We start from the raw sequence: 25,508 nt of genomic DNA, 5'->3' as shown, positions 1-25,508 counted from the left end.
CGGCCACCAGCACCCCTGTACCTCCCGCACCCCCCGTACCAAGGAGCCCCAACCGTGACCGAGCACGTCGAGTGGAGTGAGCCGGAGACCGCCGCCGCGCCGGTGAGTCACGCCGTCACCCCCGCCGACGCCGCCGACGCGGCCCGGCTCGTCGCCTTCGGACTCCAGCCGAAGCTGCAGCCCGCCCGCGACCAGGAGTACGCGGAGCTGCTGCGCCGCTACCGCGAGGACCCGCCCTTCGCCCGGCTCGCCGACGCCGTCGCCACCGGGCTGGGGCTCATCGTGCTGGAGGTGTCCCCGCGCGCGGGCATGGCCGTGACCGCCGCCGAGGACTCGGTGTTCGCCGTCCGGATGGGCGACTACGCGCGCCGCGCCTCGACCGACTCCGGTGACCGCTTCCTGCACGGCCTCGCCCATCTCGCCGTCGCCGCCCTCGCCTATCCGCGCCCCGAGGACCTGGCCGACGACGGATACATCGGGCGGGTCAGCGTCAACGGTGTCGACGCCTTCGTACGGCAGGCCTGCCGCCGACTGGAGGAGCGTGCGGAGGACCACGGCGAGAACACCGACCCGGCGACCGACGCGCCGGGCCTGGAGGCCGCCTGGCGGATCTGGGCCCGACGCAGCGCGACCGGGGCGACCAAGGACGCGCGCCGGCTCGCCGGTTCGACCACCGGCATCGTCAGCAAGGCCGTCGTGTTCCTCACGGACTCCGGCTTCCTCCAGCGCACGGGCGACGACAACGGGGGCACCTACCGCACGACCGCCCGCTACCAGCTCCAGGTGCGCGACATGGCGGGCGGTGCCGCCATGGCCGAACTCCTCGAACTGGGCGTCGTCCCGGTCACCGACGGCACCGCCACCCTGCTGCCCGCCGAACACACCGAAGACCTGGAACTCGTGGCCGACGCCGGTCTGCCGTTCCACTCCGGGAGCGCCTGAGGCCCACGGCCCCAGAACCTCCCCACGCCGTCCAGAACACCCAGCACGAATCACGACGAGAGTCCGCCGCCATGTACGAGCTGTCCAGGGTCCGCCTCTACTCCATCGGGCCCGCCGGCGCGCGCTACGCCGACACCGTTCTGGACCTGCGGGGGGTGGGCGACCCGGTGCCCGACCCCGCGCCCGCCCAGGCGGAGTTCTTCGAGGAGGAGCCCGTCGGACCGCCGCGCCGCCCCGCACCGGCCGGTGTGCTGTTCCTGGAGAACGGCGGCGGCAAGTCCGTCCTGCTCAAGCTGATCTTCTCGGTGATGCTGCCGGGGCACCGCAACACCCTCGGCGGCGCCAGCTCCGGCGTGCTGCGCAAGTTCCTGCTCGCCGACGACTGCGGCCACGTCGCCCTGGAGTGGCAGCACACACTGACCGGCGAGTGCGTCGTGGTCGGAAAGGTGAGCGAGTGGCGCGGGCGCCAGGTCTCCGGCGATCCCCGCAAGTTCGCGGAGGCCTGGTACTCCTTCCGGCCGGGCCCCGGGCTCAGCCTGGACAGTCTGCCGGTCGCCGAGTCCACCGCCGTACGACCGCCCGTCGAGGGCGCCTCGGGCGCGGCGGGCCGGCGCCGGACCATGAAGGGCTTCCGCGACGCCCTCACGGATTCGGGCAAGGCCTACCCGCATCTCGAAGTGCACTGGGAGGAGATCCACGACCGCTGGAACGAGCACCTGACGGAACTCGGCCTGGACCCCGAACTCTTCCGCTACCAGCGGGAGATGAACGCCGACGAGGGTGAGGCGGCGGGCCTGTTCGCGGTCAAGAAGGACTCCGACTTCACCGACCTCCTCCTGCGGGCCGTCACCGACACCCGGGACACCGACGGGCTCGCGGACCTCGTCAGCGGCTTCGGCAACAAGCTGGGACGACGCGCCGAGCTGATCGCCGAACGCGACTTCACCGCCGGGTCGGTGGACCTGCTCGGGCGCATCGTGGACGCCGCCGGGACCAGGGCACGGGCACGGGACGTCCACGCGGGAGCCGAGCGGCGCACCCGCGCCCTCGCACACCGGCTCGCCGCGCGCGGGGTGCGGGAGCGGGTGCGGGCGGCCGACCTCGCCGGGCGGGTCACGGCCGCCGCCTACGCGGTCACGCACGCCGAGGGCGCCCGCCGGCGAGCTTCCCTCGTCGCGGCCGAACTCGCCTACCGCCACGCCTCCCTGGCGCTCGCCGGCGCCGAGAAGGCCGCAGCCGCGCAGAAGCGCGAACTCGCCGACGCCCGCCAGCTGCACTCCGCCTGGCAGGCCGCCGAGGCCGTGCTGCGCCATCGCGCCGCCGCCGACCGCTCCGTCCGGGTGTCCGCCGCCATCCGGGAGGCCGAGCGGGACGCCGCCCCCGCGCTCGCCGCCCGCGCCAAGGCGGCCGTCGACCTCGTCCGGGCCCTGCACGCCGCGGCCGAGCGCGCCGACACCCTCGCCAACGAGGAGGAGGAGCGGTCCGCCGCCCTCCAGGAATCCGGCGAGGCCGCCTACCGCGACTCGACCGCCGCCGCCACCGAGGCGCAGCGGGCCCGCAGCGAGGTCGGCCACCTGCGCCAGCGGCTGGACGAGGTCGAGCAGGAGACCGCCGAGGCGGTGCGCGCGGGCTGGCTGGACGACAGCGCGCCGGACGCCGACCCCGCGCGGGCCGCGCTCGCCGCGAGCGACGCCGAGAAGACGGCCGTCGCCGCCTGGGACATGGCGCGCGAGACGGCCCGCCGGGCCTTCGAGCACGCGCGCGAGGCGGCGTCCGCCGAGTCGCGCGCCGAACTGACGGCGGCCCGCGCGGCGGACGCCGCCACCGGCGCCGAGCGGGCCCACGAGGCCGAGCACGGGGCCGCCCGCACCCTGGCCGGCGAGGAGCGGCTCGCGGAACTGCTGAGCCTGTCCCACGGCGGCGCCCGGAGCCGGGTGCCCGGCCCCCGCCGCGACGGCAGCACGCCCCCGCCCGGTGAACCGGCGCCCGAGGAGAGCGCACTCGACGCCGACGCACTGGACGGCTTCGCCGACGAGCTGCGCGAACTGCTCGACGGCTCCGTCTCCTTCGCCGAACGCCAGCTCTTCGAGCTGCGGACAGCCGCGGCCGACGACGCGCGCATCCTCGGCGCCCTCGGCGACGGCGGACTGCTCCCGCCCGGCCCGGACGTCCTGGCGACCGTCGAGTTCCTTGGGGAGCACGGCATCCCCGCGCTTCCCGGCTGGCGCTACCTGGCCCAGGCCGTCGACCCCACCGACCACGCGCGCGTGCTGGCCGCCCGCCCCGAACTGGTCGACGGCGTGATCATCACCGACCCGAACGCGCACGTCAGGGCCCGTGAAGCACTCGGCGACGCCGCGCTGCTGCCGCGCTCCGCAGTCGCCGTCGGCACGGCCGCCGCGCTGCTCGCCCCGGCCCTCGAGGCCGACGGCGCCGGCGACGTGTTCCTCGTGCCCCCGAACCCGGCCATGCACGACGAGCACGCCGCCGACGAGGAGCGGCAGGCCCTGCGCGCCCGCGCCGGCGAACGGGACGAGGAGATCCGGGCGCTGGCCGCACGGCTCGGCAAGGACCGCGAACTGGCCGCCCGACTCGCCTCCTGGCGCACCGGCTGCCCCCGGGGGCGGCTCACCGAACTCGCCGCCACCGCCCGCGAGGCACGCGCGTTCGCCGAGGAGAGCGAAAGCGAACTGTCCGAGGCCCGCACCGTCCGCGCCGAGGCTGACGAGGCAGCCGCACAGGCGGCCCAGGCGCGCGACGAGCGGCAGGAAACGGCGCAGCGGGCCAGGCGCGTCGCCGACGCGCTCGCCGGGCTCGCCTTCCGGCTGCGCGAGCGCGCGGGGTGGCAGGTCAGGCTGCGTGAACTGGCCGACGAGGCCCTGGAGTCGGAAGCCCGCGCCCAGTCCTTCCTGGAACGCGCCCGCGCCGCCGACGAGGACCGCCGCGCCACGCAGCGCGCCGCCGACGACGCCCGCCGCACCGCACGCGCCCTGCGCGCCGAACGCGCGGAGATCGCGGGCGCCCCCGACGACATGCCGGCCGACGCGGACGACGGGAGCGAGCAGCCCGGAGCGGCCCTCCCCACCCTGCGCGAGGCCTACCGTGCCGCCTCCCAGCTCTACGAGAAGGTCGGAGTCGGCGCCGACCTGCGTGCCGAGCAGGCGCGCGCCGAGAGCGACGAGTCCGCCGCCGTCGCCGAGCTGGAACGGCTGAGCAACAAGGTGCGGACACGGGCCGAGCAGCTCCTCGCGTCCCCGGACGGCTCCGACGGCCCGTCCCGGCAGGCCGCCTCCGCGCGCGCGGAGGAACTGGTCCAGCTGCTGGAGACACGCATGTCCACGGCCAGCGAGCACCTGGGCCGACTGCGCGGCGAGGCCGAGCGGCACGCCCCCGCCGACGGCGAGGCCCACACGGAACTCCCCGAGGAGCAGGAGCCCCGGGACACCGAGCACGCGCAGACCCTGCTGCGCGCGGCGACCGGTGAACTCGCCGCCCGCACCGACGAACTCGACGCGGCCGGCGAGGCCCACTCCGAGCTCCTCGCCTCCCACCGGGCCGCCGAGGACGCGGCCGGCGGCTTCGACGAGATCACCGCCATGCTCCGCGACCTGCTGCGCGAGCACGCCCCCGACGAGGAGCGCCCGGACCTCGAGCCCTACCCGGGCACCCTCGAAGAGGCCCGGCAGAGCGCCGCCGAGGCCCGCAGGTCCCTGCGCGGCTGCGCCTCCGACCTGTCCGGGGCGGACTCGGCCGTCCGCGAGGCCTGCGACGTGCTCGTGCGGCACGCCAACTCCACGCGCTACGAGCAGGTCCGCACCCCCGCCCGCCAGCAGATCCGGGAACTTCCCGCGTCCGCGCTGCCGGAGCACGCCCACAAGTGGGCGGAGGCGTTCGCCCCCCGGCTGCGCGTACTGACCGACGAGCTGGCGCAACTGGAACGCAACCGCGACTCGATCGTGGACCGGCTGCGGGGACTGGTCGAGTCGTCGCTGGCCACCCTGCGGTCGGCCCAGCGGCTCTCCCGGCTCCCCGAGGGGCTGGGGGAGTGGTCCGGGCAGGAGTTCCTGCGCATCCGCTTCGAGGAACCCGACCAGGCCACTCTCGCCGAACGCCTGGGCGAGGTCATCGACGAGGCGACCCGGGCCGCCGTCAAGAAGAACTCCGACCTCCGGCGCGACGGCATGTCACTGCTGCTGCGAGGGGTGAGCGCGGCCCTCCAACCCAAGGGCGTCGCCGTCGAGATCCTCAAACCGGACGCCGTGCTGCGCGCCGAGCGCGTCCCCGTCGGCCAGATGGGCGACGTGTTCTCCGGTGGCCAGCTCCTCACCGCCGCCATCGCCCTGTACTGCACGATGGCGGCGCTGCGCAGCAACGACCGCGGCCGCGACAAGCACCGTCACGCGGGCACCCTCTTCCTGGACAACCCCATCGGCCGGGCGAACGCCACCTACCTCCTGGAACTCCAGCGGGCCGTGTCCGACGCCCTCGGCGTGCAGCTGCTCTACACGACCGGTCTGTTCGACACGACCGCGCTCGCCGAGTTCCCGCTGGTCATCAGGCTGCGCAACGACGCCGACCTGCGCGCCGGACTGAAGTACATCCGCGTCGAGGAGCACCTTCGGCCGGGCCTGCCGCAACAGGCCCAGGCCGAGGAGGCGGGACACAGCGAGATCACCGCGACCCGGATGTTCAGGCGCCCGAACGTGGACGCCCCGTAGCGGATGCCCGGGTGCCGCCGCGGCGGCCGGGCAGGTCAGGGGTGTCAGGGGTGGGACAGCCGCCCGGCACCGCCCTGCCGGCGTATCCGCTCCCGGCGTCGCTGCGCGGCCCGCGCGTGGCGGCGCGCCGTCCGGCGTTCGCGGCGCAGGGTGCGGGCCGTGCTGCTCGGGGCCGACACCACCCCGTAGCGCTGGTACCACACCTGACGCGTGATCCAGACGTCGAGCACGCCCCAGGTGGCCACCACCGTGCTCGCGACGCTGCTCAGCACCATGGGGAAGGCCAGCCACGACCCCGTGAGCGTGCACAGGAGGGCGACCACCGCCTGGATCAGGGTGACCGCGATGATGATCACCGCTCGTACCGCCGACGTGCGCACGGGATCCGGCAGCCGACGACGACGCGCGGACTCCTCCACCCACAGGGGCCGATAGGCCCGCCGCTCGTCCCCCCGCCCTGCCACTGCCGCCCCGTGCCGCTCTGCCGTGCTCATCGACTCGTCACTCCCCACCGCCCACGGACCTACTCGTCCCGCCGTCACCCGACCCCGGCTCCTCAGTGGCTGCCCGGCTTACGCCCCATTACGCCACCTGAGCGCGGCACGCGGCTCCTGCGGCCGATTCCGCCCCCCGTTTCCCGTACTGAGAAGACGAGCGGGCGTCCGTGAAGATTCCCGGCAGACGTGAATTTCCGGTCAAGTGGCCGGACACCGCTCCGGACGGGACCCGGGCGCCCTCACCGGCAGGGAGGCAATCTCCCGTAATGGCAGGACAACTGCCCATGTCCTGGGCGCCGTACACGGACCTCACGTCCGACCACCCCTTCGAGATATTCACCAGTCGGTAGTAGGCTCGCGCCGTTTGTTGTCGGACATGTGTACCCCCCGTCCGGAGGGGGCCGAGCTGGGGGAGGCCATGCGGTTTCGCGGGAAGTCGATCCGCCGGAAGATCGTGGCGCTGCTTCTCGTGCCGCTGCTGTCCCTCACCGCCATCTGGGCCTTCGCCACGGTGCTCACCGGCCGCGAGGCCCAGTCGCTGTTCCACGTCTCGCACACCGTCGAGAAGGTCGGCTACCCCGCCGAGGACACCGTGCGCGTCCTGCAGCAGGAACGCCGCCAAACGCTCGTCTACCTCGCGGACCCCCGCGCCTCGGACGCCCTCGCCGCCCTCCACCGCAGCCGCGTCGCCACGGACAAGGTCGTGGCCGAACTCCGCCGCAACGGCAAGGACCCGGACGTGCGGGACGACATGGGGCCGGACACCGCCGAACGCCTGACCACGGCCCTGGACGCCCTGGACGGCATCGGCTCCCTGCGCCGCAGCGTCGAGGACGGCACCGTCGACCGCTCCCAGGCCCTCGACCTCTACGATCGCCTGGTCGACCCCTGCTTCCCCCTCCTGACCGGCCTGCACGTCCTGGACAACGTGGACGTCGACGAGCAGGGGCGTGCCCTCGTGGGCGTCTTCCGCGCCCGCGAACTGCTCTCCCGGGAGGACGCGCTCCTCGGTTCGGCACTGGTCGACGGCCGGACCACCCGGGAGGAGATCCGTGAGATCTCCGACCTCGTCGCCCAGCGCGAGGTGATGTACGACGTCAGTCTGCCGCTGCTCCCGGACGCGGAGCGCGACCGCTTCCAGCGCTACTGGAACAACGCCGACACCGCCGCGCTGCGCGTGGCCGAGCAGAACGCCGTCTCCGCCGCCCCCGGCACCCCCAAGGGCGTGACCGCCAAGGGCTGGGACGAGGTGGCCGGCGGGGCCCTCACCCGACTCGACAGCATGAGCACGTCGGCGGAGAAGCGGTATCACGAACGCGTCCGCCCCTACGCCATGAACGTCATCGCCAAGGCCGCCGTCGCGGGCGTCCTGGGGCTGTGCGCCGTCCTCTTCTCGCTCTTCATCTCCGTGCGCGTCGGCCGTGACCTCGTCCGCGATCTGCGCCGGTTGCGCCGGGAGGCCCACGAGGCGTCCGGGGTGCGGCTGCCCAGCGTGATGCGGCGGCTGTCGACGGGCGAACAGGTCGACATCGAGACCGAGGTGCCGCGACTCGAGTTCGACAAGACCGAGATCGGCGAGGTCGGCCAGGCCCTCAACACCCTTCAGCGCGCGGCGGTCGAGGCCGCCGTCAAACAGGCCGAACTGCGCGCGGGCGTCTCCGAGGTCTTCGTCAACCTCGCCCGGCGCAGCCAGGTCCTGCTGCACAAGCAGCTCACCCTGCTCGACACCATGGAGCGAAGGACCGAGGACACCGAGGAACTCGCCGACCTGTTCCGGCTCGACCACCTCACCACGCGTATGCGCCGCCACGCCGAGGGCCTGGTCATCCTCTCCGGCGCCGCCCCCTCCCGGCAGTGGCGCAAACCCGTCCAGCTCATGGACGTGGTGCGCGCCGCCGTCGCCGAGGTCGAGGACTACGAACGCATCGAGGTGCGGCGACTGCCACGGCTGGCCGTCACCGGACCCGCGGTCGCCGACCTCACCCACCTGGTCGCCGAACTCCTGGAGAACGCCACGGTGTTCTCGCCTCCGCACACCGCCGTCCAGGTCGTCGGCGAACGCGTCGCCAACGGGTTCACCCTGGAGATCCACGACCGCGGCCTCGGCATGGCGGCGGAGGCACTCCTGGACGCCAATCTGCGGCTGGCCGAGACCCCCGAGTTCGAACTCTCGGACACCGACCGGCTCGGGCTGTTCGTGGTCAGCCGGCTCGCGCAGCGCCAGAACGTCCGAGTCTCCCTCCAGCCCTCCCCCTACGGCGGGACCACGGCGGTCGTCCTCATTCCCGACGCCCTGCTGACGGACGAGATCTCCGACACCAACGGCCTCGGCTTCCGCCTCGACCGCCCGCAGCGCGCGGCCGAACCGGGCACGGCGCCGGATCCCGTCGCGGCGCGCTCCAAGGCGCTCGGCGAACTGCCCGGCATGCCCGCCTCGATCCTGGACGGTCCGGTCGAGCTGGAGGCCCCCGTCGCCCTGGACGCGATCGACGACTTCCCCGGCGCCCTGGACAGCGAGGACAGCGAACGCGGCGGCCTCTTCCGCCCGCGCCGCTTCCTCGCCGAGCCCCCGTCCCCGGGCGAAGAACACCAGTCGGCGCACGGCACCGGCCGTGAACCGGCCCGCTCCGGCGACACCGGGCACTCGGGTGCCCCGATCCCGCTGCCCCGGCGCGGAGGCACCCCCAGACTCGTCAGCTCGCACGGCCGCCCGGTGACCGGGCAGGGACCGCGGCGCTCAGGAGGCGAAGTGGACCCCGACGCGCGCGAACGCCACCTCACCGGGCCCCGGGACGCCGCGGCGCGACCGGGTCGCGCGGGGGAGACCCCCGACCTCGGCGTGGGCCCGGTCGCCGGGAACGCCGAGACACCGGCTCTGCCGCAGCGACGCCGCACCCGTCCCCCCGCGACCGCCGAGGACGCCCCCTCCAACGAGAACCCGGCACACGGTCCGGCGGAACCGGACACGGGCGCACTGCCCCGCCGTGTCCGGCAGGCCAGCCTGGCCCCGCAGCTGCGGGACGGCCCCGACCGGCGCACGGAACGGGAGGGGCCGCGCACCGCGGACCGGACGGAACCCGCCGAGCGCGACGCCGATGACGTACGAAGCCGCTTCGCCTCGTTGCAGCGAGGCTGGCAGCGAGGACGCGAGGAAAACGCCGCCGGCGACGACGCCCGGGACGGCTCAGCACGAGGAACGACAAAGGGAGACGGTCGATGACCGCACCGAAGGCCGCAGGACCGGGCGCCGCCGGCAAGGCGACGGGAGAGCTGAACTGGCTCCTCGACGACCTGGTGGAGCGTGTCGCCAGTATCCGCAAAGCGATCGTGCTCTCCAGCGACGGCTTGCCCACAGGTGTCTCCAAGGATCTGAGCCGGGAGGACGGCGAGCACCTGGCCGCCGTCGCCTCCGGATTCCACAGCCTCGCCAAGGGCGTGGGCCGGCACTTCGAGGTCGGTGGCGTTCGCCAGACCGTCGTGGAACTCGACGAGGCCTATCTGTTCGTCACGGCCGCCGGGGACGGCAGCTGCCTCGCGGTCCTCTCCGACGCCGAGGCCGACATCGGCCAGGTCGCCTACGAGATGACGCTGCTGGTCCGGCGGGTCGGCGTACATCTGGGCTCCGCTCCACGCACCGATGTGCCCTCGGGCGGGTAGTGAGAGGGCATGAGCGGAGACGATCGGGGAAGCAGCCACTGGTTCGACGACGAGGCCGGACCGGTGGTCCGGCCGTACGCGATGACGCGGGGGCGCACCAGCCACGCGGCACAGCACCGGCTCGACCTGATCGCCGTGGTCGTCGCCGAGTCCCCCGAGGAAGGACCTGGGGTCGACCCGACGCTGTCGCCGGAACACCTGGACATCGTCGGACTGTGCCGGGACACGCCCCAGTCCGTCGCCGAGCTGGCCGCGGGACTCGATCTGCCCGTCGGTGTCGTACGGGTCCTGGTGGGAGACCTCGTGGACGAGGAACTGGTGCACGTCACCCGTCCCGTCCCGCCCGCGGAACTCGTGGACGAGAGCATCCTGCGCGATGTGATCAACGGTCTGCGGGCCCTGTGAGCCGGGGTTGCCGCTCGCTCCGGGGGAGCGCGCGGCAACCCCTCTACGCGGGACGGGTGGCGCGCCACGGCCCCCGCGTGCGGGGTCCGGGACGGTGACGGCCCGCCCGTTATGATCCGAGCGCTCGTCGACGGCCGTCCGCGGTGTGCCCGGCATCCCGCGGACAGGGTGGGGAACAGCACGATCGGAGAGACGCACGTGACCACGGGCTGGCAGTTCTGGGTCGACCGCGGCGGCACCTTCACCGACATCGTGGCGCGCCGCCCGGACGGCCGGCTGCTCACCCGCAAGCTGTTGTCGCAGGACCCTCACCGCTACGCCGACGCGGCCGTCGCGGGAGTCCGCGAACTCCTCGCCGGTGACGAACCGATCGCGTCCGTCCGCATGGGCACCACCGTCGCCACCAACGCCCTCCTGGAGCGCAAGGGCGAACGCACCCTCCTCCTCATCACCCGCGGCTTCCGCGACGCCCTGCGCATCGCCTACCAGAACCGCCCGAGCATCTTCGCCCGAGAGATCCGTCTGCCCGAACCGCTCTACGAGCGGGTGATCGAGGTCGACGAACGCATCACGGCCGACGGCACGGTCCTGCGCGCACCCGACCCGCACGCCCTGACCGGCCCACTCCAGGAGGCGTACGACGACGGCATCCGCGCGGTGGCCGTCGTCCTCCTGCACAGCCATATGCACCCCGCCCACGAGCGGGCCGTCGGCGAACTCGCCGCGCGCGTCGGCTTCCCGCAGATCTCGCTCTCCAGCGAGGTCAGCCCGCTGATGAGACTGGTCCCGCGCGGCGACACCGCCGTGGCCGACGCCTACCTCTCGCCCGTCCTGCGCCGCTACGTGCGGCACGTCGCCGACGAACTCGCGGGCGTTCGGCTGATGTTCATGCAGTCCAACGGCGGACTGGCCGAGGCCGGGCAGTTCCGCGGCAAGGACGCCGTGCTCTCCGGGCCGGCGGGAGGCATCGTCGGCATGGCGCGGATGTCGCAGCTCGCCGGCCACGACCGTGTCATCGGCTTCGACATGGGCGGCACCTCCACCGATGTGTCCCACTTCGCCGGCGAGTACGAACGCGTCCTCACCACGGAGATCTCCGGGGTCCGGCTGCGCGCGCCCATGCTCGACATCCGCACCGTGGCCGCCGGAGGCGGTTCGGTCCTGCACTTCGACGGCTCCCGCTACCGCGTGGGCCCGGACTCGGCGGGAGCCGACCCCGGGCCCGCCTGCTACCGGGGCGGTGGACCGCTCACCATCACCGACGCCAATGTGATGCTGGGCCGCGTCCAGCCCGGACACTTCCCCGCCGTGTTCGGCCCCGGCGGAGATCTGCCCCTGGACGACGCGCTCGTCCGCCGGCGCTTCACCGAACTCGCGGCCCGGATCACGGAGCGGACCGGCGACGACCGCACGCCCGAACAGGTCGCCGAGGGCTACCTGCGGATCGCCGTCGCCGACATCGCGGGCGCGGTCAAGCGGATCTCCGTGCAGAAAGGCCGCGACATCACCCGCTACGCGCTGACCACCTTCGGCGGAGCGGGCGGCCAGCACGCGTGCATGGTCGCCGACTCCCTCGGCATCCGCACCGTCCTCGTGCCGCCCATGGCCGGGGTGCTGTCCGCCCTCGGCATGGGACTGGCCGACACCACGGCCATGCGCGAGCAGTCCGTCGAGGCCCCCCTCGCGTCCGACGCGATGCCCGGCGTCCTGCGGACGGCCGACGACCTGGAGCGGGCGGCCCGCGCCGAACTGCGTGCCGAGCGGATCCCCGAAGCCCGCGTCCAAGTCACCCGCCGGGCGCACCTGCGCTACGACGGCACCGACACCACGCTGACCGTCGAACTGGCCGACCCCGACGCGATGCGACGGGACTTCGAAGAACGTCATCGCGTCATGTACTCCTTCACGCTCGACCGCCCCGTGGTCATCGAATCCCTCTCCGTGGAAGCCACCGGAATCACCGACCCCCCTGATCTCTCCGCCCTCGCCCCCTACCGGGGCCGGCGCGCCACGGCCGGGTCCGCACGCCTCCACACGGGCGGCGTCCGGCGCGACGTCCCCCTCCACCTCAGGAAGCGGCTGCCTCCCGGCGAAGAGGTCACCGGCCCCGCGATCATCGCCGAGGACGGCGCTACGACCGTCGTGGACGAAGGATGGCGAGCCACAGCCACCACCGACGGTCATCTGGTCATGGAACGCACGGCGGTCACGGAGAGTTCCGAACCCGACACGGAAACCGACGGGGAAGCCGGCACGGAGTCAGGCGCCCGCGCCGCCGAGCCCGACCCGGTCCTGCTGGAGGTCTTCAACAGCCTCTTCATGTCCATCGCCGAACAGATGGGCGCACGGCTGGAGTCCACGGCCCAGTCCGTCAACATCAAGGAACGCCTGGACTTCTCCTGCGCACTCTTCGATCCCGAGGGCAACCTGGTCGCCAACGCCCCCCACATCCCCGTCCACCTGGGCTCCATGGGGACCAGCGTCAAGGAGGTCGTCCAGCGCCGGCAGGGCCGGATGCGCCCCGGCGACACCTACGCGGTGAACGACCCCTACCACGGGGGCACGCATCTGCCCGACGTCACCGTCGTCACCCCGGTGTTCGACACGGAGGGCCGGCGGATCCTGTTCCATGTCGCCTCGCGCGGCCATCACGCGGAGATCGGCGGCACCGCTCCCGGCTCGATGCCCGCGCACAGCCGCACCATCGACGAGGAGGGCGTCCTCTTCGACACCTGGCTCCTCGTCGAGAACGGCCGCTTCCGCGAGGAGGAGACGCGCCGTCTGCTGAGCGAGGCTCCCCACCCCTCCCGCGACCCCCGGACCAACCTCGCCGATCTGCGCGCCCAGATCGCCGCCAACCAGAAGGGCGTGGACGAGGTGGGCAGGATGATCGAGAACTTCGGTCTCGACGTCGTCCAGGCCTATATGAAGCACGTCCAGGACAACGCCGAGGAATCGGTGCGCCGGGTCATCGACGCCCTGGACGACGGCGAGTACGCCTACGAGACCGACTCCGGCGCCGTCATCCGGGTCCGGGTGCGGGTGGACCGCGCCGACCGGTCGGCGACCGTCGACTTCACCGGCACGTCGGCACAGCTCGACACCAACTTCAACGCGCCCCTGTCGGTCGTCCGATCCGCCGTGCTGTACGTCTTCCGCACCCTGGTGGACGACGACATCCCCCTCAACGACGGCTGCCTGCGCCCGCTGCGCATCATCGTGCCCCCGGGCTCCCTGCTCGCCCCCGAGCCCCCGGCGGCCGTCGTCGCGGGCAACGTCGAGACCTCCCAGGCCATCACCGGCGCCCTGTACGCGGCGCTCAAGGTGCAGGCCGAGGGGTCCGGCACCATGAACAACGTCACCTTCGGCAACGACCGCCACCAGTACTACGAGACCGTGGCCTCCGGATCGGGGGCGGGAGACGGCTACGCGGGCGCGTCCGTCGTCCAGACGCACATGACCAACTCGCGCCTGACCGATCCCGAGATCCTCGAATGGCGACTGCCGGTCCTGCTGGACGAGTTCGCGGTACGGTACGGCAGCGGCGGTGCCGGGCACTGGCGTGGCGGGGACGGCGCTGTCCGCCGCCTCCGGTTCCTGGAACCCATGACCGTCTCCACTCTTTCCCAGCACCGCAGGGTCCCGCCGTACGGCATGGCCGGCGGCGAGCCGGGGCGACTCGGGGCGGGCCGCGTCGAACGCGCGGACGGCACCGTGCTGCCCTTGGCGGGCAGCGACGTGGCCGACGTGGGCCCCGGAGACGTACTGGTCGTCGAAACCCCCGGCGGCGGAGGCTACGGCCCTCCACCGTCCGACACCCATCGAGCAGGAGAAGAGAACGATGATCTTCGGGCGCAGTGAGCGCGGCAAGCCTCCGGTGGAGCCCGTCACGCTCAAGATCCTCGTGGCCGGCGGCTTCGGCGTGGGCAAGACCACCCTCGTCGGCACGGTGAGCGAGATCAGGCCGCTGCGCACCGAGGAGGTGCTCACCGAAGCGGGACGCCCGGTCGACGACACCAGCGGAGTCGAGGGCAAGCACACCACCACCGTCGCCATGGACTTCGGTCGCATCACCCTGCGCGAGGACCTGGTGCTGTACCTGTTCGGGACGCCGGGCCAGGACCGCTTCTGGTTCCTGTGGGACGAACTGGCCACCGGCGCCCTCGGTGCCGTGGTCCTCGCCGACACCAGACGCCTGGAGGACTGCTTCGCGGCCGTCGACTACTTCGAGCGCCGCTCCATCCCGTTCGTCGTCGGCGTCAACTGTTTCGATGACACGTCCCGCTATCCCGCCGAGGCCGTACGCCAGGCCCTCGACCTGGACGAGGGGGTGCCCGTCGTCCTGTGCGACGCCCGCGAGCGCGAGTCGGCCAAGGACGTGCTGATCGAGGTCGTCCGCCACGCGATGGTGTACGCGGCGGGCCCGAGCGAGAGCGTCGCCACCTGAGCCCGCGACGGGCGGGCGCGGCGCCGCGCGCCGGTCACCGCCCCCGTGCGGGGTCGCCCGCCCAGGCCCGCCCGGTCGAGGGGCCGCGCCGGCCGGCGCCGCCCGGTACCCAGTTCATGACGTGTTCACACGGCAGTCCCAAGTGATCACAGGGCGTGCGGACCGCCGCCACGGCAGGGGCGGGTCCGGCCACGGGGCCTCGGTCACCGCACGGCTATCACGGCCGACCCGTGTCCGAACAGCCCCTGGTTGGCGGTGATGCCCACGCGTGCGCCCGGCACCTGCCGGTCACCGGCCTCACCCCTCAACTGCCATGTCAGTTCGCACACCTGGGCGATCGCCTGTGCCGGAACCGCTTCCCCGAAAGAGGCCAGCCCCCCGCTCGCGTTGACGGGTATGCGCCCACCCGGCGCGGTGGCCCCTTCTCGCAGCAGCTTCACCGCCTCGCCCGCACCGCACAGCCCCAGATCCTCGTACCACTGCAGTTCCAGCGCGGTGGACAGGTCGTAGACCTCGGCGAGGGACAGCTCCCCGGGGCCGACTCCCGCCTCCTCGTACGCCGTACGCGCGATGGACGCGCGGAAGGTCTCGGCGGACGCCGCCACCGCGACCTCGGAGTCCGTGGCGATGTCGGGCAGGTCGAGCACCGTGTGGGGATAGCGCGGAGTCACCGTGGACACGGCCCGGATCCGCACCGGCCGTGCCTGCCCGTGCCGTTGTGCGAACTCCATGCTCGACAGCACCAGCGCGGCGCCGCCGTCCGACGTCGCGCAGATGTCGAGCAGCCGAAGCGGGTCGGCCACGAGCGGCGACGCGGCGACCTCCTCGGCGGTCACCCGCCGGCGGTAGCGTGCGTTCGGGTTGAGTGCGCCCAGCGCCGCGTTCTTGACCTTGACCTGCGCGAAGTCGTCGGTCGTGTCGCCGTGCACGGCCATGCGGCGACGTGCGTAGAGCCCGAAGTACATCGGGTTCGTGGCTCCCAGGATCCGAAAGCGCAGCCAGTCGGGGTCCTCGGGCCGTTCTCCGCCCGCCGGACGGAAGAACCCCTTGGGGGCGGCGTCGGCCCCCACCACGAGCACCACGTCCGCCAGGCCCGAGAGGATCTGCGTCCGCGCCGTGCCGATCGCCTGAGCCCCGGACGCGCACGCCGCGTACACGCTGGTGACCCGCGCTCCCTGCCAGCCGAGCGCCCTGGCGAACGTCGCCCCCGCGACATACCCGGGGTAGCCGCCCCGTACGGTGTCCGCGCCGACCACCGAGCCGACGTCCCGCCAGGCGATCTTCGCGTCGGCGAGCGCCGCCCGCGCCGCCGCCACCCCGTACTCGACGAACCCGCGCCCCCATTTGCCCCAGGGGTGCATGCCCGCGCCGAGCACCGCCACATCGTCCGTCATCGCGCCACCCCCGTCGGCCGCCAGTGCCATGTCGTCCAGGTCGTCGTGTCGTCCTCGTGCAGCACACCGGGGACGAGTTCGGCCTCCATGCCCACCGCCAGGTCGGCGACCCTCACTCCCGGTGCCGCCTGCCCGAGCACCACGATGCGCTCGGCCGCCAGCTCCACCGCGATCAACGCGTACGGCTCCCAGGGAAGTTCCGGATTCGTCACATAGGGTGACGGAGGCCGGTAGCAGGCGTCCGTGTACGACCAGATCCGCCCCCGTCCGGAGAGCGGGGTCTCGACCAGCCCACCGCCCTCGCACCCCGGGTTGCGGCAGAAGGTGTCCTCACGCGGAAAGAACACCGAACCGCACGCGGAGCACCGGGTGCCGATCAGGCGGAACCCGCTTCCCTCGCCGCTGAACCACCCGGCCACCACGGGTGTACGCGCACGTGCCATGGCCCCTCCCGGCAATCGACCGACAGATACCTGACGACCTGTCAGAAGTCTGCCACGGGCACCCGGAATTCGGCAGGCGTCACGAAGAACCCCGCGACACCACGGCGACCCGATACAGTCCGCCCGTGTCCGAATCCTCGTTCGCATCCACCGGCTTCGCGCCGGACTCCCACTGTTCGAGCTGCGGAGCGCCCCACGAAGAGGCCGCCTCCGGCCCGCCCCGCACCTGCCGCGTCTGCGGCACGGTGGCCTACCGCAACCCCCTTCCGGTCGCCGTCGCCCTGCAACCCGTCTACGACACCAGGGGAACCGCCCTCGTCGTCATCACCCGCACCATCCCTCCCGCCCGCGGCGGCGTCGCCCTTCCGGGAGGGTTCATCGACCACCGTGAGGACTGGCGGCACGCCGTGGTGCGCGAACTCCACGAGGAGACCGGCATCCAGGCCGCCGCCCGCGAGGTACGACTGGTGGACGCGATGAGCTCACCCGACGGACACCTCCTGCTGTTCGGGCTCCTGCCCGAACGCTCCGCCGCCGACCTGCCCCCGTCGACGGGGACCGACGAGACGGAAGGGTGGCACCTCCTGCGCCGCCCCACCGAACTCGCCTTCCCGCTGCACACACGGGCGGTGCGGGAATGGTTCGAGGGGCGCTTCGTCTGAGGGAGGAGGGTCGGTTCACGCCCGCGCCGGCCACGTGCGCGGGGGCACCGCACTCCTCACGCCTGGCCCAGACCCCGTATCCGCACCGGACGCGAGGGGGCGCCCCTGCCCTGCGGCCCGTCCACGCGGACCACCACCGAGCCGCCCTTCCACCGCGTCACATACCGCTCGGCCTCCGGCTCGTCCCAGCCGTCGCCCGCGTCCGGGACCACCAGCCCACCACCGGACCTGCCCCGCGCGGGCGCCCACACCTCCAGCTCGACACCGCCCTCCTCGCCGCGCACCGGAAGGACCGCACCCGCACGCGCGAACACCGGGATCCGCCCCACGGGCGCGTCGACCACCACCGGGCCCGGCCCCTGGAACGCCTCCTCGGTCGCCACGTCGTACCAGCGCCCCCGCGGCAGCGGCACCGTACGCCTGCGCACCCCGGCGTCCAGAACCGGCGCCACCAGCAGGTCGTCGCCCAGCAGGAAGGCGTCCTCGCAGTTCCGCAGCGCCCGGTCCTCGGGGGCGCCCCACCAAAGGGGCCGCACATAGGGCGCTCCCGTGCGGCGCGCCAGATGCGCCAGCGTCACGAAGTACGGCAGCAGACGACGCCGCTCGGCCAGCACCTCGCGCGCGTGCCCCAGCACCTCGTCGCCGAACTCCCAGGGCTCCCGGCGGCCGGCCCGCACACTCGTGTGCGTCCTGAACAGCGGCAGGTACGAGGCCAGCTGGAACCACCGCAGATACAGCTCCGGTGACGGACTGCCGTCGAAGCCCCCCACGTCCGGCCCCGAGTACGGGACGCCGCACAGACCGAGCCCCATCACCAGGGAGAGCGAGGCGCGCAGCCCCGGCCAGCCGGTGGCCACGTCCCCGGACCAGGTGCCGCCGTAGCGCTGCATCCCGGCCCACCCCGAGCGGGAGAAGACGAACGGCCGCTCCCGCGGTACAAGGGCGCGCAGCCCCTCGTACGCGGCCCGCGCCATGCCCAGCGCGTACACGTTGTGGGCCTCCCGATGGTCACCGCCGCGGCCCTCCAGCGCGTGCCGGGCCGACAGGGGAAGCGTGTTCGGCCCGAAGGCCGTGAACGACACCGGCTCGTTCATGTCGTGCCAGAAGCCCGCGAACCCCTCGGCGAGCCGCTCCTCGTACAGGCCGCCCCACCACCGCCTGGCACCCTCGTCCGTGAAATCGGGGTACACGGCCTCACCCGGCCACACCACCCCCTTGACCAACCGGCCCGACGCGTCCCGCACGAACGCGTCGGCGGCGCTCCCGGAGTCGAACACCAAGTCGCCGGGCTCCGCCTTCACCGCGGGGTCGACGATCGACACCAGACGGATCCCGTCCCGCCGAAGCTCCCGCGCCAGCCCGGGCAGCCCCGGGAAGCGCTCCCGGTCCACCGTGAACACCCGGTGGCCGTCGTAGTGGTCGATGTCCAGATGGACCGCGTCGAGCGGGAGCCCCCGCTCCTGGTAGCCCGCGACGATCCGCCGGACCTCCCGCTCGCTGCCGAAGCCCCACCGCGCGTGATGGTGCCCCAGGGCCCAGGCGGGCGGCAGGGCGGGTGCCCCGGTCAGCGACGCCCACACCAGGAGCACGCGCGCGGGCGTGCCCACCACCACCCAGCAGCGCAGCGGGCCGCCACTCATCCGCAGCTCACAGGTACCGGGCCGGTCGTGCCCCGAACCGGCACCCTCCTCGCCCTCCCGCAACGACACCGTGCCGTCCCAGGAGGTGTCGTGGAACACGAGGTGCGTACCCGCGTCGGCGACCACCAGCTGCACCGGCATCGTGATGTACAGCGGATCGTCGCCCGGTCCGAACGGCTGTGCGGGATCCGTGTTCCACAGCCGGTAGGTCCCGTCACGCAGCCGAGGCCCCGACGCCCGGCCGCCCAGCCCGAAGAACCGCCCGTCGGCGGCCACTTCCGACCGCTGCGTCCAGCGGGCATCACCACCGGCCACCGGTTCCCACCACCGGGGAGGCAGATCACGGCGCAGGGTCACCCCTCCGGGAGTGCGCACCTCGACCGCGCCATGACGCGAGACCACGATCGTGACGCGCTCCGCCACGACCCGCCAGCCGCCGTCCTTGTCCGGTTCGAGCACGGCGCGCGGATCCGGCTCCGGAGACGAGCCCGCGAGTGCGTACGACGGCTCCGGACCCACCCCGTCCCAGCCCCAGAACACGGCACCGTTCGCGGCGACCATGATCCGCAACTCCGCCCTGGCGAAGCGCACGACACCACCACCAGGACCCGGCTCCACCTCCCGCACCGGACCGGGCACCCGCGCGCGCTCCACACCCCGCCGCGGCAACCCGGCGGCGTCGGCGCGCCTCCTGCGCCACGCGGCCCGCACGGTGCGCAGACCCCCCGTCGCACCCCCCGAACCGACCGCCTTCACCGAACGCACCAGGTCACGACCGTCCATACCGCTCACCCTGCCATCGACATCCCCGAGGAGAAGCGCCGTTCAACTGCCGTTCACCCGTGGCCGGAGCACATCTTCATGACGGCGACCGCGCGAGGCGCACCCTGGTGCAGAAGTCGATCACATGGCATCGTCCCTGTCATCCGCGTGACGCGCACACCCCAGCCGATGCGCGGAACACGCCCACGACGCGCACAGCCCGGGAGCCGCCCCATGACCGCAGCGAACGCCATGCCGCTCTGGCAGCCCGACGCCGACCGCGTCGCCCGTGCGCAGATCACCAGGTTCCAGGCCTGGGCCGCCGAACACCACGGGGCTCCGGCCGAGGGCGGCTACGCGGCCCTGCACCGCTGGTCGGTGGACGAGCTCGAAACCTTCTGGAAGGCCGTCACCGAGTGGTTCGACGTGCGGTTCTCCACCCCGTACACGCGCGTGCTCGGCGACCGCTCCATGCCGGGCGCGCAGTGGTTCCCCGGCGCGACCCTGAACTACGCCGAACACGCCCTGCGCGCCTCGGCCACCCGCGGCGACGAGCCGGCCATCCTGGCCATCGACGAGACCCACGATCCCGAGCCCGTCACCTGGTCCCAGCTGCGCCGCCAGGTCGGCTCCCTGGCCGCCGAGCTCCGCGCCCTCGGCGTACGGCCGGGCGACCGCGTCAGCGCCTATGTGCCCAACATCCCGCAGGCCGTCGTCGCCCTGCTCGCCTCGGCCGCCGTCGGCGCCGTGTGGACCTCCTGCGCACCCGACTTCGGGGCCCGCAGCGTCCTGGACCGCTTCCAGCAGGTCGAACCCGTCGTCCTGTTCACGGTCGACGGCTACCGCTACGGAGGCAAGGAGCACGACCGGCGCGACACCGTCGCCGAACTGCGCCGCGAACTGCCCACCCTGCGCGCCGTGGTCCACATCCCGCTCCTCGGCACCGACGCCCCCGAGGGCGCCCTCGCGTGGTCGGACCTGACCTCGGCGGACGTGGAGCCGGTCTTCGAGCAGGTCCCCTTCGACCACCCGCTGTGGGTGCTGTACTCCTCGGGCACGACCGGCCTGCCCAAGGCCATCGTGCAATCCCAGGGCGGCATCCTGATCGAGCACCTCAAGCAGCTCGGCCTGCACAACGACCTGGGACCCGAGGACCGCCTGTTCTGGTACACCTCCACCGGCTGGATGATGTGGAACTTCCTCACCTCCGGACTTCTGGCGGGCACCACGATCGTCCTGTACGACGGCAGCCCCGGCTACCCGGACACCGGCGCCCAGTGGCGCGTGGCCGAACGCACCGGCGCCACACTTTTCGGCACCTCCGCCGCCTATGTCATGGCCTGCCGGAAGGCAGGCGTCCATCCGGCACGTGACCACGACCTCTCCCGCGTGCGATGCGTGGCCACCACGGGGTCACCGCTGCCGCCGGACGGCTTCACCTGGCTGCGCGACGAGGTCCGCGACGACCTGTGGATCGCCTCCGTCAGCGGCGGCACGGACGTGTGCTCCTGCTTCGCCGGAGCCGTCCCCACCCTCCCGGTGTACATCGGCGAGCTCCAGGCACCCGGCCTCGGCACCGACCTGCGCTCCTGGGACCCCAGCGGCCGGCCCCTCGTCGACGAGGTCGGCGAACTGGTCGTCACCAACCCGATGCCCTCGATGCCGGTCCGCTTCTGGAACGACCCCGACGGCAGCCGCTACCACGACAGCTACTTCGACATGTACCCGGGAGTGTGGCGGCACGGCGACTGGATCACGCTCACCTCACGCGGCTCCGTGATCATCCACGGCCGCTCGGACTCCACCCTGAACCGACAGGGCGTCCGCATGGGCTCGGCCGACATCTACGAGGCCGTCGAGCGGCTCCCCGAGATCAAGGAATCCCTCGTCATCGGCGTGGAGCAGTCCGACGGCGGCTACTGGATGCCCCTGTTCGTCCAGCTGGCACCCGGCGCGGCTCTGGACGAGGACCTGCTGAACCGGATCAAGCAGATTATCCGCGAGAACCTGTCACCCCGTCACGTTCCCGACGAGGTCATCGAGGTCCCGGGCATCCCGCACACCCTCACGGGCAAGCGCATCGAGGTGCCCGTCAAACGACTCCTGCAGGGAACCTCCCTGGAAAAGGCCGTCAACCCGGGCTCCATCGACAACGTCGACCTGCTCCACTTCTACGAGGACCTGGCCCGCAAACGCGCCTGACCCCTCCGGGCGGCCTTCGCCGAACGCCCGCGACGGCCTCCCGGCCTCGCGGGCGAGCCCGACTGTCAGTGGGTCCCACTACTGTGAGTGACGAATGATCGACCGCACACAGGGGGACACATGCCGCACACCGACCAGCTCCCGCGACGTGACCTGCGCCGCGAGATCGCCGGCACCATCGGCCTGCTGACCGACGAACACGACTTCACGGCGATGCGGCGGCGCTACCGCAGCTTCGCCTTCGACGACCACACGGCCTATCTCCAGCAGGTGGAAGACCTGCTCAGGACGCTCGCGGCCCAGGGCGGTCACACCAATGTCGCGCTCTTCGACCCGGAGGAATACGCGGAGTTCTGCGCCGAGAGCGGTCTGGAGCCGGACACCCCGGCCAGCCGCACCCGCTTCACAGCGGAACTGGCGGCGACCGGACCGACCGTCCTCTACGAGGGACAGACCCTGGCCGAACTCGTCCCGGAACTCCTCGGCGAAACCGTCCGCCAGGCCACCTGGCAGTACGCGACGATGCTGCTGGCCCGTCTCGGCGCGTGCGCCTGCTGCGGAGAGGACATCGGACGAGCAGCCTTCGCCCAGGCGTCCAGGCTCCTCGCTCGCGTCCTCGCCACCGCGGCCCCCGGCCACCGCCACCTGGTGTGCAGCGTCACGGGAACACCGCAGCCCCTCGTCGCCGTACTCACCTCCGACCGCGAACCGGACGGCACGACCCGCACGGACGAGACGGAAGCACTCGAGTTCACCAGCGTTCTCGCCCTGGGCATCGCCCTCCACCGCCCCGGCGGCCTCGTCATGCGGACCACCACACCCGAGGGCACGGACCGCGTCTACGGATGGCGACTGCGCCGGGAGGGCCTGGCACCGCTCACCGCCGGGGAGGTCTTCGACGCCTACTGCACCGACGCCGAGTCGGGAGACCTGATCTCCCCGGAACCCGGCGTCGACTACTGCGCCCCACCCGACCTCGGGGACGAGGAGGACCCGACGGGCCACCCTCGTTGAGCGGACTTCGAGACCTCGGGAGAGAAAGCCGCGGGGCCTCATCCGCGGGATGCGTGGATGAGGCCCCGGCCGTACGACAGCGGACACCTTCGTGTCCGGATCACTCGCCCGACAGCACCGCCTGGGCCGCCTTGCGCGCCTCGTCCGCGGAGTCCGAGGCCCGTGCCGCCGCCGCGGCCCGTTCGCACTGGGCCAGCGTGTACTTCGCCAGCGTCGCCCGCACATAGGGAATCGAGGCCGCGCCCATGGACAAGGAGGTGACACCGAGACCGGTCAGCACACAGGCCAGCAGCGGGTCCGACGCGGCCTCGCCGCAGACACCGCAGCTCTTGCCCTCCGCCTTCGCCGACTCGGCGGAGAGCGCGACCAGGTCGAGCAGCGCCGGCTGCCACGGATCCTGCAGCCGGGACACCGCACCGACCTGACGGTCGGCGGCGAACGTGTACTGCGCGAGGTCGTTCGTCCCCAGCGAGAGGAACTCGACCTCCTGCAGAATCGAGCGCGCCCGCAGCGCGGCGGACGGGATCTCCACCATGGCGCCGAACTTCGCCCGCAGCCCGGCCTCGCGGCAGGCATCCGCGAACGCCCTCGCGTCGGACCGGTCGGCGACCATCGGCGCCATCACCTCGAGGTAGACCGGCAGGCCCTCGGCAGCCCTGGCGAGCGCGCTCAGCTGCGTACGCAGCACCTCGGGGTGGTCGAGCAGGGTCCGCAGGCCACGCACGCCCAGGGCGGGGTTGGGCTCGTCCGCCGGAGTCAGGAACTCCAGTGGCTTGTCCGCGCCCGCGTCCAGGACCCGTACGACCACACGGCCCTCGGGGAAGGCCTCCAGAACCTGCCGATAGGCCTCGGTCTGCCTCTCCTCGGACGGCGCGTTCTTGCTGTCGTCCAGGAACAGGAACTCCGTGCGGAACAGACCGACACCCTCGGCCCCTGCCTCGACCGCGGCGGGTACGTCCGCCGGACCGCCGACGTTGGCCAGCAGCGGCACCTTGTGACCGTCCGCCGTCGCCCCCGGCCCGGTCGTCGCGGCCAGGGCTGCCTTCCGCTCCGCCGCCGCGGCCTGGAGCTGCTCCTTCTTCTCGTCGGCCGGATTCACGAAGATCTCACCGGTGCTGCCGTCCACGGCGATCACGGTGCCCTCGGTGAGGTCACCCGCACCGGGCAGCGCGACCACGGCCGGCACACCCAGAGCCCGGGCCAGGATCGCACTGTGACTGGTGGGGCCGCCCTCCTCGGTGACGAACCCGAGGACCAGGGCCGGGTCGAGCAGCGCCGTGTCCGCGGGAGCGAGATCACGAGCGACCAGGACATACGGCTCGTCGCTGTCCGGGACGCCCGGCATGGGCACGCCCAGCAGCCGCGCGACGATGCGGTTCCGTACGTCGTCGAGGTCGGCCACACGCCCGGCGAGGTACTCGCCGGCGTTGGCGAGCAGTTCCCGGTAGGCGGCGAACGCGTCGTACACCGCCCGCTCCGCCGTACTGCCGACGGCGACACGGCGCTCCACGTCCGCCATCAGCTCGGGGTCCTGCGCCATGAGCGCCTGGGCCTCCAGCACCGCCTGGGCCTCGCCTCCGGCCAGGTTGCCTCGCGCGGTCAGGTCGGCCGCCACCGCGTCCACGGCCTGGCGAGCGCGCCCCTGCTCGCGTTGCGCGTCCTCCACCGGCATCTGCCTCGCCGGCGGCTCCAGTACGGCGGTCCCCATGTGCCGGACCTCGCCGATCGCCACCCCGTGGCTCACACCGACGCCTCGCAGCGTTGCTTCCATCTCACCCTGGCTTTCTCTTCGGTTCGTGCCTGCACGGCCGGTACGGCGTCGGGCTCACTGCCAGGCGAAGAGCTGGTCGCCCGTCTTCACTTCGCCGTCCTCGCGCAGGCCGGACAGCGAGTCGGCCGTGGCTTCGAGCGCGACCACCGGGCACACCGCCGACTTGCCGGCCGCCTCGACGGCAGCCGGGTTCCAGCGCACGATCGCCTGGCCGCGGGCGACGGTGTCCCCCTTGTTGACGAGCAGTTCGAAACCCTCGCCGTTGAGCTGCACGGTGTCGATGCCGAGGTGCGTCAGCACCCCGTGCCCGTCCGCGTCCACGACGACGAACGCGTGCGGGTGGAGCGAGACGATGACGCCGTCCACAGGAGAGACGGCGTCCAGGGGTTCACGCAGAGGGTCGATCGCCATTCCGGGGCCCACCATCGCGCCGGAGAAGACGGGGTCGGGCACGGCGGTCAGCGCGATCGCGCGTCCGGCGAGAGGGGACGTCACGGTGGTCATGGGAAGCCTCCCAGGGGCGGTGATCCAGAGATGGGCCGCCACTGCCTGTCCCGGGCGGCGCTCTGAGCAGCAGCGTATGTCATATGAAGTGCCGCTTCCGCATGAGACAGAGGAGTTGAGAGCCCTGGACACACGGCCCCGTCGATTTGCAACGGCTCCGACGCTGCGGGTAGAGTCTTACTCCTGCCTGGGGGCAAGAGACGCGGATTCGCGTCGGAGCCTCGGCAGATCCACACTTGACCAGATCCTCACTCGGGGCCCTGTTCTGCATGTCTGCAGCACGGTGGTCAGAGGGACGGAAATGCTCTGATAAAGTTGGGACCGCCGGAAAGGGAAAGCGCGGAAGCGCCGAACTGGAAAGCACCGAGGAAATCGGATCGGAAAAAGATCTGATAGAGTCGGAAACGCAAGACCGAAGGGAAGAGGCCCGGAGGAAAGCCTGAGAGAGTC

The 25,508-nt window shown here is 72.7% G+C and carries 16 protein-coding genes; 10 read left to right on the top strand and 6 right to left on the bottom strand.

Annotated elements, in window-relative coordinates; genetic code table 11:
- The first annotated feature begins 54 nt into the window (after positions 1-54).
- Both AB0C59_RS30885 and AB0C59_RS30880 read left to right on the top strand, forming a co-directional pair.
- Entirely contained in the window at positions 55-942 is an 888-nt protein-coding gene (locus AB0C59_RS30885; protein ID WP_363010443.1) for a hypothetical protein, read from the top strand.
- 71 nt (positions 943-1,013) lie between these two features.
- Positions 1,014-5,660, top strand: coding sequence for a hypothetical protein (locus tag AB0C59_RS30880; RefSeq protein ID WP_363010441.1), 4,647 nt, complete (start codon positions 1,014-1,016; stop codon positions 5,658-5,660).
- A 44-nt stretch (positions 5,661-5,704) separates the two neighbouring features.
- Here the strand turns inward: AB0C59_RS30880 and AB0C59_RS30875 are convergent, their stop codons facing one another.
- Positions 5,705-6,154, bottom strand: coding sequence for a hypothetical protein (locus AB0C59_RS30875; protein WP_363010439.1), 450 nt, complete (start codon positions 6,152-6,154; stop codon positions 5,705-5,707).
- A 421-nt stretch (positions 6,155-6,575) separates the two neighbouring features.
- On the opposite strand from AB0C59_RS30875, the gene AB0C59_RS30870 reads away from it, so the two are divergent.
- The 5 genes from AB0C59_RS30870 (at position 6,576) to AB0C59_RS30850 (ending at position 14,666) form a co-directional block, all read left to right on the top strand.
- Entirely contained in the window at positions 6,576-9,377 is a 2,802-nt protein-coding gene (locus tag AB0C59_RS30870) for a nitrate- and nitrite sensing domain-containing protein (RefSeq protein ID WP_363010521.1), read from the top strand.
- A complete protein-coding gene (locus AB0C59_RS30865) occupies positions 9,374-9,814 on the top strand; it encodes a roadblock/LC7 domain-containing protein (protein ID WP_363010437.1) in 441 nt (146 codons plus the stop codon). The genes AB0C59_RS30870 and AB0C59_RS30865 overlap by 4 nt, the downstream gene beginning before the upstream one ends.
- Before the next feature lie 9 nt (positions 9,815-9,823).
- Positions 9,824-10,219 (top strand): DUF742 domain-containing protein, encoded by a 396-nt coding sequence (locus AB0C59_RS30860; RefSeq protein ID WP_363010435.1) that lies wholly within the window; start codon positions 9,824-9,826, stop codon positions 10,217-10,219.
- Between the two features lie 198 nt (positions 10,220-10,417).
- Complete coding sequence (locus tag AB0C59_RS30855; protein WP_363010433.1) at positions 10,418-14,080, top strand: hydantoinase B/oxoprolinase family protein; 3,663 nt, start codon at positions 10,418-10,420, stop codon at positions 14,078-14,080.
- The gene (locus AB0C59_RS30850) at positions 14,061-14,666 is read left to right on the top strand and encodes an ATP/GTP-binding protein (RefSeq protein ID WP_363010431.1); all 606 of its coding nucleotides are present in this window, start codon (positions 14,061-14,063) and stop codon (positions 14,664-14,666) included. Before AB0C59_RS30855 ends, AB0C59_RS30850 begins: the two co-directional genes overlap by 20 nt.
- Positions 14,667-14,869: 203 nt before the next feature.
- On the opposite strand, the gene AB0C59_RS30845 is transcribed toward AB0C59_RS30850, so the two are convergent.
- A complete protein-coding gene (locus AB0C59_RS30845) occupies positions 14,870-16,060 on the bottom strand; it encodes a lipid-transfer protein (protein WP_363010429.1) in 1,191 nt (396 codons plus the stop codon).
- Positions 16,057-16,503: a zinc ribbon domain-containing protein gene (locus AB0C59_RS30840; protein WP_363010427.1), complete on the bottom strand. Its 447-nt coding sequence runs from the start codon at positions 16,501-16,503 to the stop codon at positions 16,057-16,059. Before AB0C59_RS30840 ends, AB0C59_RS30845 begins: the two co-directional genes overlap by 4 nt.
- Before the next feature lie 125 nt (positions 16,504-16,628).
- Here AB0C59_RS30840 and AB0C59_RS30835 point away from each other — a divergent pair, with 125 nt between their 5' ends.
- Positions 16,629-17,165: an NUDIX domain-containing protein gene (locus AB0C59_RS30835; RefSeq protein WP_363010425.1), complete on the top strand. Its 537-nt coding sequence runs from the start codon at positions 16,629-16,631 to the stop codon at positions 17,163-17,165.
- A 56-nt stretch (positions 17,166-17,221) separates the two neighbouring features.
- Here AB0C59_RS30835 and AB0C59_RS30830 read toward each other — a convergent pair whose 3' ends face one another.
- Positions 17,222-19,588, bottom strand: coding sequence for a TIM-barrel domain-containing protein (locus AB0C59_RS30830; RefSeq protein WP_363010423.1), 2,367 nt, complete (start codon positions 19,586-19,588; stop codon positions 17,222-17,224).
- A 213-nt stretch (positions 19,589-19,801) separates the two neighbouring features.
- Between AB0C59_RS30830 and AB0C59_RS30825 the strand changes: the two genes are divergently transcribed.
- Entirely contained in the window at positions 19,802-21,769 is a 1,968-nt protein-coding gene (locus AB0C59_RS30825; protein WP_363010421.1) for an acetoacetate--CoA ligase, read from the top strand.
- A 120-nt stretch (positions 21,770-21,889) separates the two neighbouring features.
- Positions 21,890-22,783 carry a hypothetical protein gene (locus AB0C59_RS30820; protein WP_363010419.1) on the top strand — a complete coding sequence of 298 codons (894 nt, stop codon included), beginning with the start codon at positions 21,890-21,892 and terminating at the stop codon, positions 22,781-22,783.
- 100 nt (positions 22,784-22,883) lie between these two features.
- Here the strand turns inward: AB0C59_RS30820 and ptsP are convergent, their stop codons facing one another.
- Complete coding sequence (gene ptsP, locus AB0C59_RS30815) at positions 22,884-24,554, bottom strand: phosphoenolpyruvate--protein phosphotransferase (protein WP_363010417.1); 1,671 nt, start codon at positions 24,552-24,554, stop codon at positions 22,884-22,886.
- A 54-nt stretch (positions 24,555-24,608) separates the two neighbouring features.
- Positions 24,609-25,058 carry a PTS glucose transporter subunit IIA gene (locus tag AB0C59_RS30810; RefSeq protein WP_363010416.1) on the bottom strand — a complete coding sequence of 150 codons (450 nt, stop codon included), beginning with the start codon at positions 25,056-25,058 and terminating at the stop codon, positions 24,609-24,611.
- Between the last annotated feature and the right edge of the window lie 450 nt (positions 25,059-25,508).

It is taken from the genome of Streptomyces sp. NPDC048664, from assembly GCF_040650555.1.
Taxonomy (GTDB): Bacteria; Actinomycetota; Actinomycetes; order Streptomycetales; family Streptomycetaceae; genus Streptomyces.
Note: the sequence above shows the minus strand (reverse complement) of the source record. Positions and strands in the feature narration are given on the sequence as shown.

What these genes read in the sequence shown, in the direction of transcription:
- ptsP (WP_363010417.1), bottom strand. Translation starts at nt 24,554, where the DNA reads ATGGAAGCAACGCTGCGAGGCGTCGGTGTGAGCCACGGGGTGGCGATC.
- AB0C59_RS30860 (WP_363010435.1), top strand. Translation starts at nt 9,824, where the DNA reads ATGAGCGGAGACGATCGGGGAAGCAGCCACTGGTTCGACGACGAGGCC.
- AB0C59_RS30845 (WP_363010429.1), bottom strand. Translation starts at nt 16,060, where the DNA reads ATGACGGACGATGTGGCGGTGCTCGGCGCGGGCATGCACCCCTGGGGC.
- AB0C59_RS30840 (WP_363010427.1), bottom strand. Translation starts at nt 16,503, where the DNA reads ATGGCACGTGCGCGTACACCCGTGGTGGCCGGGTGGTTCAGCGGCGAG.
- AB0C59_RS30870 (WP_363010521.1), top strand. Translation starts at nt 6,576, where the DNA reads ATGCGGTTTCGCGGGAAGTCGATCCGCCGGAAGATCGTGGCGCTGCTT.
- AB0C59_RS30830 (WP_363010423.1), bottom strand. Translation starts at nt 19,588, where the DNA reads ATGGACGGTCGTGACCTGGTGCGTTCGGTGAAGGCGGTCGGTTCGGGG.
- AB0C59_RS30865 (WP_363010437.1), top strand. Translation starts at nt 9,374, where the DNA reads ATGACCGCACCGAAGGCCGCAGGACCGGGCGCCGCCGGCAAGGCGACG.
- AB0C59_RS30810 (WP_363010416.1), bottom strand. Translation starts at nt 25,058, where the DNA reads ATGACCACCGTGACGTCCCCTCTCGCCGGACGCGCGATCGCGCTGACC.
- AB0C59_RS30875 (WP_363010439.1), bottom strand. Translation starts at nt 6,154, where the DNA reads ATGAGCACGGCAGAGCGGCACGGGGCGGCAGTGGCAGGGCGGGGGGAC.
- AB0C59_RS30825 (WP_363010421.1), top strand. Translation starts at nt 19,802, where the DNA reads ATGACCGCAGCGAACGCCATGCCGCTCTGGCAGCCCGACGCCGACCGC.
- AB0C59_RS30820 (WP_363010419.1), top strand. Translation starts at nt 21,890, where the DNA reads ATGCCGCACACCGACCAGCTCCCGCGACGTGACCTGCGCCGCGAGATC.
- AB0C59_RS30880 (WP_363010441.1), top strand. Translation starts at nt 1,014, where the DNA reads ATGTACGAGCTGTCCAGGGTCCGCCTCTACTCCATCGGGCCCGCCGGC.
- AB0C59_RS30850 (WP_363010431.1), top strand. Translation starts at nt 14,061, where the DNA reads ATGATCTTCGGGCGCAGTGAGCGCGGCAAGCCTCCGGTGGAGCCCGTC.